This window comes from Robiginitomaculum antarcticum DSM 21748 (assembly GCF_000365025.1).
GTDB lineage: Bacteria > Pseudomonadota > Alphaproteobacteria > Caulobacterales > Maricaulaceae > Robiginitomaculum > Robiginitomaculum antarcticum.
Genome location: NZ_KB823011.1, coordinates 812163 through 826629, shown reverse-complemented (window position 1 = coordinate 826629; position 14467 = coordinate 812163). Strand labels below are relative to the sequence as shown.

Annotated in this window: 12 protein-coding genes; 4 read left to right on the top strand and 8 right to left on the bottom strand. The window is 52.7% G+C overall.

The window, feature by feature from the left end:
* Positions 1–2 precede the first annotated feature (2 nt).
* Entirely contained in the window at positions 3–467 is a 465-nt protein-coding gene (locus tag H142_RS0103985) for a c-type cytochrome (protein WP_017930811.1), read from the bottom strand.
* A 203-nt stretch (positions 468–670) separates the two neighbouring features.
* Here H142_RS0103985 and H142_RS14235 point away from each other — a divergent pair, with 203 nt between their 5' ends.
* The 3 genes from H142_RS14235 to panB all read left to right on the top strand — a co-directional run bounded on the left by H142_RS14235 (position 671) and on the right by panB (position 4322).
* Positions 671–2434: an acyl-CoA dehydrogenase family protein gene (locus H142_RS14235; protein WP_156811878.1), complete on the top strand. Its 1764-nt coding sequence runs from the start codon at positions 671–673 to the stop codon at positions 2432–2434.
* Positions 2435–3043: 609 nt separating this feature from the next.
* On the top strand, positions 3044–3484 hold the full coding sequence (locus H142_RS0103975; protein ID WP_017930809.1) for a hypothetical protein: 441 nt from the start codon (positions 3044–3046) through the stop codon (positions 3482–3484).
* Positions 3485–3503: 19 nt separating this feature from the next.
* On the top strand, positions 3504–4322 hold the full coding sequence (panB, locus tag H142_RS0103970) for a 3-methyl-2-oxobutanoate hydroxymethyltransferase (RefSeq protein ID WP_017930808.1): 819 nt from the start codon (positions 3504–3506) through the stop codon (positions 4320–4322).
* Here panB and H142_RS0103965 read toward each other — a convergent pair.
* The 6 genes from H142_RS0103965 to bcp all read right to left on the bottom strand — a co-directional run bounded on the left by H142_RS0103965 (position 4319) and on the right by bcp (position 9638).
* On the bottom strand, positions 4319–5038 hold the full coding sequence (locus H142_RS0103965) for a DsbA family protein (RefSeq protein ID WP_017930807.1): 720 nt from the start codon (positions 5036–5038) through the stop codon (positions 4319–4321). The genes panB and H142_RS0103965 overlap by 4 nt on opposite strands.
* Before the next feature lie 53 nt (positions 5039–5091).
* Positions 5092–6435: a M48 family metalloprotease gene (locus tag H142_RS0103960; RefSeq protein ID WP_017930806.1), complete on the bottom strand. Its 1344-nt coding sequence runs from the start codon at positions 6433–6435 to the stop codon at positions 5092–5094.
* Positions 6436–6564: 129 nt separating this feature from the next.
* Entirely contained in the window at positions 6565–7005 is a 441-nt protein-coding gene (locus H142_RS0103955; RefSeq protein WP_026147777.1) for a bactofilin family protein, read from the bottom strand.
* Positions 6989–8179: a M23 family metallopeptidase gene (locus H142_RS0103950; protein ID WP_169331800.1), complete on the bottom strand. Its 1191-nt coding sequence runs from the start codon at positions 8177–8179 to the stop codon at positions 6989–6991. The genes H142_RS0103955 and H142_RS0103950 overlap by 17 nt, the downstream gene beginning before the upstream one ends.
* A gap of 184 nt (positions 8180–8363) precedes the next feature.
* On the bottom strand, positions 8364–9173 hold the full coding sequence (locus H142_RS0103945; protein WP_026147776.1) for a ferritin-like domain-containing protein: 810 nt from the start codon (positions 9171–9173) through the stop codon (positions 8364–8366).
* Positions 9174–9638 carry a thioredoxin-dependent thiol peroxidase gene (gene bcp, locus H142_RS0103940; RefSeq protein WP_017930802.1) on the bottom strand — a complete coding sequence of 155 codons (465 nt, stop codon included), beginning with the start codon at positions 9636–9638 and terminating at the stop codon, positions 9174–9176. It lies immediately after the preceding gene.
* 72 nt (positions 9639–9710) lie between these two features.
* Between bcp and H142_RS0103935 the strand changes: the two genes are divergently transcribed.
* Positions 9711–13217, top strand: a complete 3507-nt coding sequence (locus H142_RS0103935; protein WP_017930801.1) for a YhdP family protein — start codon at positions 9711–9713, stop codon at positions 13215–13217.
* A gap of 7 nt (positions 13218–13224) precedes the next feature.
* On the opposite strand, the gene rnd is transcribed toward H142_RS0103935, so the two are convergent.
* On the bottom strand, positions 13225–14376 hold the full coding sequence (gene rnd, locus H142_RS0103930; RefSeq protein WP_017930800.1) for a ribonuclease D: 1152 nt from the start codon (positions 14374–14376) through the stop codon (positions 13225–13227).
* Positions 14377–14467 lie beyond the last annotated feature (91 nt).

Here is a 14467-nt window from a genome sequence, read left to right as displayed (position 1 = left end):
AGCTACTGCGCCGCCGGGGACTGGGCTTTCAAATAGGCGATCACCGCGTCACGGTCATATTCGTCGCGAAGTCCGGCAAAGGCCATACGTCCGCCCGGCACGAATGCAGACGGCTTTAGCAGATAGGTGGACAAGTTCTCTTCAGTCCAGACCACACCACTCTCTTCCATGGCCTGTGAATAGGCGAAGTCTTCAACCGCTGCGGCGTCGCGGCCCACAATATCCCACAGGTTCGGGCCAACGCGGTTGCGTCCACCCTCATTGACCGTGTGACAGGCTTTGCAGCGCTTATAAATCTGTTCGCCGCGCTCTAGGGCGCTCACCGGCTCTGCCGCAGCGACCTTAACGGCAACCGTAGGCTGGCTTATGACTTCGGGCGCAGGCGCTTTGGAAGGACTGTCATCACCCCCGCATGCGGTCAGGACAAGGGCGCTGCTGATCAGAACCGGAAAGAGGACTGTTTTCACGATATATATCTCCTAATATAGTCATATAGGGCAGTGGTTTGCTTAAGTTTAGACCATATCACAGGACAGGGCGAAACCCCGAACTTGATGTGCGTAGGCCGAATGTCGTGCAGGCTGCGTATAAATACGGGCGCGGCGATTTGTACTTTGCCTCATACGGCGTGATCGTGCGAAAAATACGAAAATTAAATCAGGATATTGTTATGCCATATACGCCTCCGATCAAATCCATGAAGTACTTACTCCACCATGCCGTTGATTTTGATGCGGTGCTGGCCTGTCCGGACCATAGCGACACGACGGCAGATTTGGTCGGCGATATTCTGGATGGCGCAGGGCGCTTTGCCTCTGATGTTCTGGCGCCAACCAATTGGGCGGGTGATCAAACGCCAGCCGCGCTTTCAGGTGATGCGGTGACCACCTCTCCAGGGTTCAAAGATGCCTATAGCGCCTATGTGGAAGCTGGATGGCAAGGATTAGGCATGGCTGTCGACCATGGCGGCATGGGACTACCTCAAGCCGTTTCGGTTGCGACCGGAGAGATGACTTACGCCGCCAATATGGCGTTCGGCCTATGCCCCATGCTGACGGCGTCGGCGATGAAGGCGATCGCCGCCCATGCCAGTGATGACTTAAAAGCCAAATATTTGCCCAAAATGGTCACGGGTGAATGGTCGGGCGCGATGAATCTCACAGAGCCGCAGGCCGGATCTGATCTCGGCCCCGTGCGCACCAAAGCGGTGGATAAGGGCGACGGCACCTACGCAATTTCCGGACAAAAAATCTACATCACATGGGGCGAGCATGATTGCGCGGACAATATTGTCCATCTTGTCCTAGCGCGCCTGCCTGATGCGCCCGAAGGCTCTAAGGGCATTTCGCTATTTCTCTGCCCCAAATATTTCGTCGGCGATGACGGCGCGCTGGGCGAGCGTAACAGCCTGAAATGTATCGGTCTGGAGCATAAATTAGGCATTCATGGCAGCCCGACCTGCACGATGGAATTTGACGGGGCGACAGGCTGGTTAATCGGAGAGCCGAACCGCGGCCTGGCGTGTATGTTCACGATGATGAATGAAGCGCGTCTTTTTGTAGGCGTGCAGGGCGTCGCGATTGGCGACCGCGCTTACCAGGCGGCATTGGGCTTTGCACGTGAGCGCGTACAAGGGCGCACGCTGGGCAAGCAGGAGACCATTATCGGTCACCCCGATGTGAGGCGGATGCTGATGGATATGAAAGCCCGCTTGATGGGCGCGCGCGTGATCTGCATGGCCACCGCTGTGGCGGGAGATATCGCCGCCTCCCACCCGCATGAGGAGACGCGCAAAGCGGCGCATATCCGCGAAGCTTTGCTGACTCCGATTGCCAAATCCTATGGCTCTGATGTCGGCATTTCTGCCACATCAACCGCCGTGCAGGTGCATGGCGGCATGGGCTTTGTCGAGGAAACCGGCGCGGCGCAGCATTACCGCGACAGCCGTATCGCCTCGATTTACGAAGGCACAAATGGTATTCAGGCGATTGACCTGCTGGCGCGCAAAATCCGCCGCGACGGCGGGGCGGGTATGATGGCTTTGATCGAAGAGTTGTCGCAGATTCCGGCTTTACTGGTAATGACGACTGCCGAGACAGGCGTGCGCCTCGGCAGTAGCCGCGATGCGCTGGAGCAGAGCCTGGCCACATTGCGCGAAGCGACGCAGATTATGCTGGATATCGACGAGGCAGACGGTCTGGGCGGAGCGAGTAATTATTTGATGCTCTGCGGCCATATTATCGCCGGTTGCCTGCTGATTAAGGGCATGTGCAACGGCCTGCTGGCGGGTGATCCGCAGGCTGAGAATATGCAAAAGCTGGTCTGGTATCACGCCCTTGTGGTTATGCCCGAAGCGGGCGCGCACCTCAATTATCTACGCCGCGCGGGCCGTGTCCTATTCGACTATCCCGAAATCGCTTTGGGTGATTTGTAGGACTAGAGAGACCGTCATCCCCGTTTTGAGGGTCGGGTTTTATTCCCACCCATACTCCCAAGCTCCGTCATCCTCTGGCTTGACCAGAGGATCCATCTTACAATTGAGAGCCATGCAGGCGGGCTTGTAAGCCTCTGTTTCACCAAGATTTTTAAACACGGCATTGTGTTAAGTCATGGATCCTCGTGTCAAGCACGAGGATGACGGTTCGGGGCGTTGGGCGCTTCAAAAAAGCGGATAAACAAAAAACAATCCCCGCCTCTCCTTTTGCCCCTATCTTCAAACTGTTCTTACCTCACAGGGCAGGCAAGCGTACGTTGGCTGGTCGGAGGGTAAGACGGTGTTGGGTGTAGGTTCCGATGGTAACGCAAAGGAGGCCGGCCCCTGAAGCGCGAGCCGTTTAACGCCTCGACTGGTTACTCCGGCCGCTTCAGAACGACATTGCTGTGCTGGCGCTCAAACAGAGTTGGGGCGTCATGTCGGATATGCGGAGCGATCCGCGTGCCCGGCAGGGAGTTTGATAAACGAAATATATATACGCGTACCCACAGGTAGCCCCTGTTTACCAAAATCCCGCACAGACGCCCTTTTAAATAAAATAGAAAGACAATGGCACAGATCATAGCCCGACCTAAAGATAACCTAAGCACCCGCAAGGCCGGACGGCGGCTGCGATCAGAGCTGATGGCCTTAAAGCTTAAACATAATAAGCTGGCCTATGCACAGACCCGTCGCGCGCAAATGCGTCTGGCCGATGAGGCGCTGGATTATGACGATCCGGCGCTGGATGCGGCGCGCGCGCGGCTGGTGCAGTTTCGGATCGACGCCGAAATAGACCGTATTGACCGCGAAATCACCGGATATATGCGAAATGGCGGACAGCCGCCGACGCCCGCGCAGAGGGAAACAGCGCAGGAGCGTGAGGATGAGCGGCGCACTTGGGAGATGATCGAGGCGGCTTTGCGCGCAAAATCCGCCCCCGCGCCGCGCAGATCAAAGGCTTGTAATGGACACTGGCGGGCGTGGCATCAGGGAGCTATAGACAGATAAACATCATTGAGAGACTGATATGTCCGCACAAAATTTCTTTGCCCGTATGACGGCCCCCAAAATTACCGCGCGTAAGGGCGGACAGCCGATCGTCTGCCTGACGGCTTATGACGCACCGACGGCGGCGATACTCGATGAGCATTGCGATCTGCTGCTTGTCGGGGACAGTGTCGGCATGGTTGTGCACGGACTCACCACCACGGTGGGCGTCACGCTGGATATGATGATTATGCATGGAAAGGCCGTGATGCGCGGCAGCACCAAAGCGCTGGTGGTCGTAGATCTTCCCTTTGGGAGCTATGAGGATAGCGTTGAAACCGCCTTTCGCAGCGCCTCGCGCGTGATGATGGAAACAGGGTGTCAGGCGGTCAAGATCGAGAGCGGAACCTATGCGGCGCAGACGATCAGCTATCTTGTAGAACGCGGCATTCCGGTGATGAGCCATGTCGGCCTTCGTCCGCAAAGCATGAATGTTCTGGGCGGCTTTCGCGCGCGCGGGCGCACGCAGTCTGTGGCCGATGAAATCATCGAAAATGCCAAAGCCGCAGCCAAAGCCGGATCCTTTGCGGTTGTCGTTGAGGGCGTTTCTGAAGAGTTGGCGGATAAAGTCACGGCCGCCGTGGATGTTCCAACCATCGGCATCGGCGCATCATCAGGCTGCGACGGGCAGATTCTTGTGACGCCGGATATGCTGGGCCTGTTTGAGCGCGTGCCGAAATTTGTCAAAAAATACGGCACTATGCGGGCCGACATTGATGACGCCGTCAAAAGCTATGCGTCTGAGGTGAAAGCCCGAACATTTCCCAGTGCGGACTTTACCTATAAATTCAAGTCCTAGCCCTTCAGCGCCGCGTCAAGCAGGGTCTCGAGACGATCCACATCTGCGCCGGCAACGAATGTGTCATTAATGATAAAAAACGGCGTGCCGTTAAGCTCAGGAATGCGGCGGGCAAGATCGAAACTGTCTTCAACTTGTTCGGCTAATTTATCGTCTTTCATATCCTTTTTCAGCATTTCGACATCAAGCCCCGCCTTCTTTGCCAAAGCTTCTACGCGTTCCGGGGCCAGGTTGCTTTCATTCATCATAGCAAAATGCATTTCCGAATATTTACCCTGACGCGCGGCGGCAAGCGCGGCAAGGGCCGCATTACGTGACGTTTTTGTGCGGCGGTCAAGCAAGGGGAGTTCTTTGAAAATAATACGTACATCGTCGGGATATTTATCGATTGTGCCGCGCACCCAATCTGTGGAGCTTTTGCAATAGCCGCAATTATAATCGAAAAATTCGACAATTGTAACTTTGGCGTTTTTGGGACCGATAGAGGGGTCGCGTGAGTCGTTATAAAGCTGCGGCGCGAGCGCGGCCATGGCCTCGGCCTCTTCGCGGCGGTCAAGTTCAAGCAAAGCGTCGCGGATGAGTTCGGGCTCTTCCAGAAGATATTCGCGGACGATCTTGCGAATTTCGTCTTTGCTCATTTTCGGGCGGCTATCCTGCGCGCAGGCACTCGTCGCTAGAAAGGGCAAGACAAGCAGAAGGGGCATAAGGCGGGCCATAAGGGTCTCCGTTTACTTTTGAGTGCGCGTCAGCGCGGATTATTCGGGAATGATTAGCGGCGCTTGCTGTCTTGGGCAAGCTGTGCATCGGAAATCACGACAATGTCATTGGCGCGGCGGTATTGAGGCGTATCGCGGGGGATTTGCTCCATAGCGCGCGCCGCAAAGGATGTCGCGCGGCGCAAATCGCCCCGGGCATAGGCCTGTTCGGCCACAGCATATTGCGCAAGGCCCTTTTTGTTCTGATAGCCGTAAGCCTGACTGAGCAGATACCATGAATAGCCGTTTTCCGGCTCGGCCTGCAGGACGTCTTTGAGCAGGTCAACGGCCTCGATAATGCCGTCAGTACTATTTTCGTCAATCAGAGACTGGGCCAAGGCTTGCTTGAGTAGCGGGGCGTCGGATTTTAATTTGATTGCGTTGCGAAGGGAGGGCTGCGCCAAGCGGGCCTTGCCGCTTTTATAGAGAATTTCGCCGCGTAGTTCGTGATAGTAAGGATTGTCCGGAAATTCTTCAATAAGCGAGTCAACGCTCACCAAGCCTTCTTTCAGATTGGCTGCGCGGAAATGGGCGACGGCGCGGGCGAGGCGGGCGGCTTCGCTCTGGTCGGAACTTGGAAATTTTGTGAAGGTTGTCTGAGGCGGATCGATGAAACCGCGCAATTTGGCCTGCATGATCTGCATGCGGCGAATATCTTCGGGGCTGTCTATTTCATCTCTGTAAGGCGACTCATCGACAACTTCGCGCAGATTATCAATACGGGCAGAGGAGAGGGGGTGAGACCGGAAATAAGGAAACCGTCCCTGTTCGCTCATCACTTCTTGGTAGCGGAATTTTTCGAAAAATTCGATAAGGCCGCGTCCGGATTGACCGGAAATTTCAAGATAATTAGCCCCCGCTTGGTCGGCAGAGGACTCGTTAATGCGCGAATATCGCAGCACGTCAAGCACTGCAAATTGCTGCGAAGAACCGAGTATTGCCGCGCCGGCTTGGCCTTCGCCCGCCAAAATTGCGGCCAGACCTATGCCTGCGGCAACTAAAAATGTGCCGTATGCGCTGCGCTGCGTCTCACTGCTGCGCGCCAAATGGCCGGACGCTATATGGCCCACCTCATGCGCCATAACGCCTTTAAGCTGGTTGGGCGTCTCAAATTCAACGAGGATACCTGTGTGAAAGAAGACCTTTTGACCCCGCGTTACGAAGGCGTTGAGTGACGGATCATTAACGATATATATGTCCACGCTTTTGGGATTAAGGCCTGCTGCGCGGATGATCGGATCACCAAATTCGCGCAGTGTTTCTTCTATTTCTGTGTCCCTGATCAGAGACTGCGCCAAAGCTTGACCCGCCAGAAGCAGGGCAAAACTCGCAGTGATGAGGACGCGCAGAAGTTTCACGGTTCAGGCCTTGTATAAAAAATATGTATTTAGGTTATAATTCAGGCTTTCTGATCACGCCATGAACAAAACCAGCAAAGGCCAGCTTATGACCAAAATTTAACGAAATCACTCTGATGAACAGGCCGTTTACGAGGCTTTTACAGCCGCAACGGATTGTATATTCGCGCCGGGTTTTGTTTTGCGCGAACATTTACCGTCGAAAAATGCACCATTGGCAATGGTCAGGTGATCTTGAATAAGATCAGCCTGTACATTTGCCGTCTCGTGAAATTCGATTGTCGACGCCGTAATATTGCCGGTCACTTTGCCGTGAACCATAACTTTTTCGGCTTTGATGTTGCCGTTGACTGCACCATTTTCGCCGATTGTTAGCGTCTTAGCAGCGATGTTGCCGTCGAGCCGTCCTTCAATCTGCACATCGCCATCTGTCTTAATTTCTCCGGTCACGACAAGATCCGCAGCAAGTATTGAGGGGACACCGCTATTCTGAGGGCGGCTCACATTGTGTTTTTTGCTCATCTCTGTGGATGTGGAAGACGAACCGGACGCCTTAGTCTTGCTGAACATATAGGCCCGCTCTGATAAATTTTTCCGGATCTTTCGTCTGACCCTGAAAAATTACTTCGTAATGCAGATGCGTACTGGTTGACCGGCCTGAAGATCCCATACCGCCGACTTTATCGCCCTTGGTGATATTGTCGCCCTTTTTAACTGAAGTTTTGGCCAGATGGGCATAGCGGGAGACTATACCATGGTCATGATTGATCTCAACGACGCGGCCATAACCGGCGCGTATCCCGACAAAGCTGACTATGCCGTCCGCTGTCGCGACAATAGATGCGTTACGGCGACCGGCAAAATCAACACCGCCGTGAAAGGCTGTACGTTTCGTGAATGGATCTTTACGGGCGCCAAATGCGCTGGTCCGATAAAACTCATCATCAATCGGATGGCCCAAAGGAATAGAGCTGAGCGCGCGGTTCATGACACTGGCCTGCTGCACGCGGGCACGTATTGATTCTGTTCGCGGAAGAAAGGCGTCAGTATCCAATGCGCTATTACTTTGATAAGCGATTTCAGGTCCGCCGGATCCATAGGGTCCGAGTTCTAGTAATTCACTGACATTCAGACCGGTCTCGCGCATTACGGCACGACTGTATTCGATCGCGCTTTGCGCTTTTAATTCGGTCGTGAGCAAAATGTCGTTCTGGTCTTTGGCAAGTCCGGACAGGGATGCAGCGGCGAGTGTCGAGGCGTCGCCGTCATCCGCTGTGATGATGTCACTGCGGGATGTGCGAGGCAATCTATCGCGAACAACAGGGGCCATCATAACGGCGCTATGGGCATATTGGAAAGCGCCTTTAGATTCGCCGTCGCCGGGTTTGCGGTCGCCGCGGGAGAACATAATTTCCCGAAGGACACTGTGCCGTTGTTCAAAATCCGCCCGGGCTTGCTGAAATTCACGGCGCTGGCTTTCTAATAGAGCGAGCGCATTGGCTTCATTGGCGTGGCTATTTGCCAAGCGGCGTTCGAAATCGGCTTCGAGAATTTTGACCTGTTTTACCGAGGAGCGCAGCGGATTGTTACCGATGGCCAAATTGGCAAAGGTGAATATGCACCATGTCAGAGTAAGCAGTGTTGCAGACACAGCACAAATCTGCACCTTTTGCCCAATGACAAATGACTGTATTTGACCACCGCTACGGTGAATAATTTGACGCTCAGGAAACCACTTTTTCAAGTTATCTCCAAACGCGCCAAGAGCTTCGTTAATCATGCGTCCCCGAAAATTGTATATCCCCTAATGCACATAATACACAAAAATTCGGCTTGAGATACAAGTAAAAAGAACATTTAAAATTCAATGGGTTGCAGAATATGAAATCCATGTAACCGTGCCGTAATTAATTAAAAACATTATAAACTTAATCAGCGGCTAAAGGCATGTACAATTCCTTTTTCATGCCGGCAAGGTCTCTGGCCTGTTCGTTGAAGGGAGGTTTCAACAATCCTGCAAAATATTTACGCACTTTTTTGTGAAACGTTGGCACAACCTCAAGCCCTTGCCGCATGCAGATATATTCGAACCATTTTCGCCCTGCGGCTACATGGCCAATCTCGTCATCATAGATAATTTGTAAGACTTTAGCGCTCTCGTGATCGCCTACAGATTTGAGTTTTGTAATCATTCCCGGCGTGACATCCAGCCCACGCGCTTCCAATACCATAGGCGCAATCGCCAGCCGCGCCGCAATATCATCACGGGTCGCTTCGGCGGCTTGCCATAATCCGTCATGGGCGGGCAGATCACCGTAAGTTATGCCCAAATCGGCCATTCGGTCGCACATAAGGCCGAAATGACGCGCTTCGTCGTGGCAAACGCCTGACCAATCCAAAATAAACGCGGTGCGGTCCTGATCAGCGATTAAATCATGATCTGCAAACCGCGCGACCATATCTGCGGCCATATCGATAGCGTTAAATTCGATATGGGCGACCGCATGAAGCAGTGCGCCGCGCCCGGCAGGTGTGCCCAAACGGCGACGCGCGAGGTCGCCCGGCTCAACAAGGACCGGCTTTGCCGGCCGGGCAGGACGTGTCGGTATAGTTGTGGAGGAGGCAAAGGAGAACAAGGCAGAGTCCAAATTGTCACGAAGGGCAAAGGCCGCTGTCACCTTGTCCCTAGGTTCACTCGCCCTCAATACGGCTATCGCGCTATGTCTCACGGCGTTCATCTATGTCGCTGCAGCCAGAACCTCTTCGACATGGCCTTTGACTTTTACCTTCGGCCAAGCGGCTATGACTTTTCCCGATCGGTCAACCAGGAGCGTTGCGCGCTGTATGCCCATATATTTTTTGCCATACATGTTTTTTTCAACCCAAACGCCGTAATCCTCGACCATTTTTCCATCTGCATCGGAGATTAAAGTTACCTTCAAATCGCGTTTGGCGATGAACTTATCATGTTTTTCGACGCTGTCTTTTGATACGCCGATAATCTTGACGCCTAATGTATCAAAGGCTTTCTTATGGTCGCCAAAGGCGATAGCTTGCGTTGTGCATCCCGGCGTATCATCTTTTGGGTAGAAATAAATGACGGCTTTTTGCCCTTTTAAATCCGATAATGAAATGTGTCCGCCGCCATTAGTCGGCAGAGAAAAATTAGGTATAATATCATTAACTTGCGGGAAGTTACTCATTTATTTTGCTCCAGAAAGTGCGGCTTTATATTGTGCGTTTAACAATCGTTCTGACGGAAGGGTTGCCTGATTATGGAGGATGCGTCCACCCCCCGAATTGACGCTGCAACGGGTGGTGATAGCAAAGCCGGACGGCTATGGGGAGCTTATACGCGCCATCAAATGAATTTGGCTGCCAAAACAAGAGCGGCGCGAAAATATGACGGCTCGCCCAATACACGTCTTTACCGCATCGGGCGGCCGCTATTGGGATTTGGCGTAGAGCTTCTGACGATTCTGCTCGGCGCAATATTTGTCTGGTTTAACGTTCTATTCTTTTTCATGCGCGCCGAAACTGTCGACCTATCTCCCTTTAAGTCGACGGCGCAGTCGCTTTTATCCGAGCGGTATAACGGACAGTCGGCTAACCTGGACAGTCTGCGTATTGAATGGTTCCGGGATGAACAAGCGCTTGGCTTTGTAGCTCGAAACCTCACAATTTACGATAAAGCGGGCGAGGCTGTAACAAATGCTGGGACAATGAATGCCAAATTCGGATTGCGCTCTCTTATCATCGGCTCGCCCGTCATAACAGAGGCTGAGTTAACCGGGGGAAGCTTAACGGTCATACGTCGCTCAGACCGTACCGTCATGGTAGGTCTTGGCGCGCCCGCAAATGCGGATGCATTTTCGCGTGATGTGAGTAATGTTCAGCCCATTAATGCCGCCCCCAAGCCCGGTCAGACCCGCAAATGGCGTAGTATTAAATCTCTGCGGCTGCGCGAAGGGCAGATTTACCTTATTGATGAGGTGGAAGGAATTAACTGGAGACTTGATTCCGTAAATCTTGACTATCTTTCAAAAAATGACGTAATTTCTCTCGATATGAGCTCAGATATCGCGTCCAATGGACAGATTACGCCGCTTGGCATTTCGGGAGTCGCAAATAATGCGCTGACTCAATTTGAGATTAAAGTGAATACGGCGGAATTCTATCCCGCTAAATTAATCCCTACGCAGGGTCGCTTCGCGGCGATTAGTACCCTGGATGCGCCCGTGGCGCTGGATGCCGATATTCGTGCGACGGATACCGGCCTGACGCGCGCCGAGATTGGATTTTCTGCAGGGGCCGGACGCATCAAGGCGGGTCAAGAGTGGCGCAGTTTTGACTCTGCCCGTTTTACTGCCGGATATGATGTTTTAGAGGAGGCCTTACGGCTTTCCGATATCGAAGTGAAATCGGATTTAATCACGCTTTCAGGTCTGATGAACCTGGGTGATTTAGGCGATCCCGAAAGCGGTTTTTTTAAGCGGCCCGTCAGGTTTGATGCCGTGCTGGAAGACGTGGTCATAAACCCGGGGCCTCGATTTGCCGAACAGATACGACTTCCCGACGCCTCCGCCACGGGACAATATGATACACAGAATCCGCGTGTTATTCTGGACGCTTTGGCCATTAATTTTGGGGCATATAATGGCGCCTTCATTGGAAATATTGGATTTGGAAATAGCGATAAGCCACTGACAGATATAATCCTAAAAGGCGAAATTGGAGGTGACGTTAATCCAGCGGTCATTCTAAAGCATTGGCCCGTCGACTTTGCGCTGGGAGCACGTAATTGGGTTGAGCGCGCTTTACTGTCCGGAGATATTTCGCAGCTCAAGCTGGATGTGTCGATTGAAGAAGATGATCTTGAACGGGGCATATTGCAAGACGAGGATCTCGACCTGACCTTTAATTTCGACAATGCAAATGTAAAGTATATTTCGACCATGACTCCGCTTGAAGATGCATCTGGCTTTGCGCGCTTACAGGGTAATCAATTTTCTTTGACAACGACACAAGGACGTATTGGCAGCGCTTTAACACTGACGGGAGGGCAGGTTGATATTCCGCGCCTTAACCCTAAAGGCGGCGACTTTACGATAATGATTGAAGGTGAGGGCCAAGTCCCCGATTTACTACATTTGATTGATGAAAAGCCGTTCGAATTTATGAGTAAGGCCGGAATTGATCCGTCTGGATTTACGGGGTTCGGAAGCGTTAAAGTCAATGTTAAACGGCCGCTTCTTGAATCTTTTGAACAGGATCGTCTTGACTATTCTGCGACAGGCGAATTTTCCGATGTTTCCGCACCCATCAAATTTGGTGACTATGCCCTCGCGGATGGCCGGATTTCGCTAAATGTGGACAAGACACAAATGGCGATCAGCGGTCCGGTGTCAATCGGCCCGTGGCAGGCCGATCTGTCTTATTTAGATTTGTTCGACGGGGGGGTCGCGCCGTCGCGTTATAGCGTCACCGGACGCTTGACCCGGGATGATCTGGATAAGTTCGGTATCGGTCAGCGGGCCATGTTCGATGGCGCTGCTGATATCTCGGTCAATGCGACAGGCGACGGCTTATCCATTGATGCGGCAACATTGAAAGCGGATCTAACGCCTGCAACGCTGGCTTTTGATAATGTCTGGCGGAAAAATGCGGGCGAGGCAGGCACATTGACGGCGCAAATGACTATTGAAGACGACCATATAGAACTTAGCGGTGTAAATATATCAGCAGATGGCCTTGATGTTTCCGGAGATATTAAAATCGCGAACAACTTCAAACTGTTATCGCTGAATATTCCTGTTATGAATATTGATAATATTATGGAAGGGAGCCTTACGGGGCGCAGCCTTGACGATGCCGGATTACGACTGAATCTAGACGCAAAATCGCTTGATATATCTCCGTGGGTTGAGAACTTCCTGCGATTTGATGATCGTGGCGACAGTGTTGCGCTGACACTTAACGCGTCAATAAACAAACTTAACTTTTCACCGGATTTGGCGTTGACGGGCGCGGTAGTGTCCTATCGCGGGTCAGAGGCCGGAGTGGTGGCTATGTCGATGATTGGCGATCTGGATGGACAATCCATGAATGTGGAAGTTACCACGCCCGTGGCCGGCGGGCGCCGTACGCTGGATATGAACCTTCCTAATACCGGCAAAGCCATGCGCGGACTTTATAATTTCAGATCATTAGAACGCGGGACATTAAATGTGGCGGCTACGTTGCCACCCGCCGGAGAATCCGGCCCTATTAACGGAACGGCGGACTTAGAGGCGTTCACGCTCGTGAACGCGCCCATATTTGCACAAATATTGTCACTGGCCTCACTGCAAGGCCTATCGGATGCACTGGATGGCGGAGGAATGAATTTTAAGGAGTTTCACGCGCCCTTTACCTATGAGCAAAATATTTTGACGCTGGATGATGCGCGGATGGGCGGCTCCTCAATCGGCCTGACAGCCAGCGGCGCGGTCGATTTTGGTGACCAGTCTATGACGCTGAACGGAGTCTTGGTGCCCAGCTATACGATAAATTCTATGCTCGGCGAAATCCCGCTACTGGGCGATATAGTGGTGGGGAAAAAAGGCGAAGGCATTTTCGCTCTTAATTATTCGGTGAACGGCCCGTTTGATAAAACCCAGATTGCAGTCAATCCATTATCAGCGTTTACGCCGGGGTTCCTGCGCCGTATTTTTGACCCTGTCGAGCCGGACACTACGACGGATGTTCCCGAAGAGACATCAGACCCTCAAACCGGAGACTAAAGAATCGCTAGATCGCTTCGGCCACGACTTCGCCGTCTTTGAGGCGCAGTGCAATATTTCCCGAAATCATGTTGAGTGCATCTTCGCCAAATAATTCACGTCGCCATCCCGACAACGCCGCCACATTGGCTTTCGCGCCAAAAGCGGCAATTTGCTCAATATCGGACGCATTTGCGATCAGGCGCGGGGCAATATCCTGATACTCGCTGCGCAGGCGCAGCAAGGTTTTAAGCATATCCACAGCCGGCCCTAGATTAGGCGGCATATGCTGCACTTTTGGCGCGGGCGGAGCGTAGGAGTCTTTATTTTTAATCGCATCCGACATGACGGAGAGTAATTTATCAGCTGATTTGGACCGCTCAAACCCGCGCGGGACACCGCGCATTTTTGATAAAGCTTCGCGGGACATAGGCCGCTGCTGCGCCAGAGCGTAAATACCGTCATCTTTTAAAATACGGTTGCGCGGCACGTTTCGACTTTGCGCTTCTCGCTCGCGCCATGCTGCGGCAGCCTTCAGAGCGGCCAAATAGTCCTGCTTATTACTGCGGATTTTCAGGCGCTGATAGGCTGTTTCAGGATCAAAAGCATAGAGCAGGGGATCGAGTTGCCCTTGCATTTCTACCAAAACCCAGTCCAAGCGGCCTTTATCTTCGAGTATCGCAACCATGCGCGGATAAATATCGCGCAAATGCGTGACGTCGCCTAGCGCGTAATGGAGCTGTTTATTGGATAATGGCCGGCGGCTCCAATCGGTGAAGCGCGCACCCTTGTCCAGATTGACGCCCAAAAACCCTTTGACGAGCGCCATATAGCCAACGCTGTCGCCATAGCCCAGCGCCATTGCCGCGATTTGGGAATCGAAAACATTAGGCGGGACATCACCGCATAGGGCGTAGAAAATTTCCAAGTCCTGACGCGCGGCGTGCATGACTTTGATTATGCGCTCGTCCATCATGAGATCCAGGAACGGAGAGAGGTCTAAGCCATCCGCCAGCGGATCAATAATGGCCTCATTGCCCGGGCCGGAGGCTTGGATCAGGCACAGAGTGGAATAAAACGTCGAATCGCGCATGAATTCCGTATCAACGACGATGAAATCATGTTTGGCGAGTGCATCGCAAAAGTCGGAAAGGGCTTGGGTATCTGTAATAATTTGCATGGCCACGCGTTAGCAGGGCAAGTGGCAAGCGTCACGGAGTTATTTAACCTTCTGCATCGCGCGCAAAAAGATACTGGCCAGAACGGGTAGG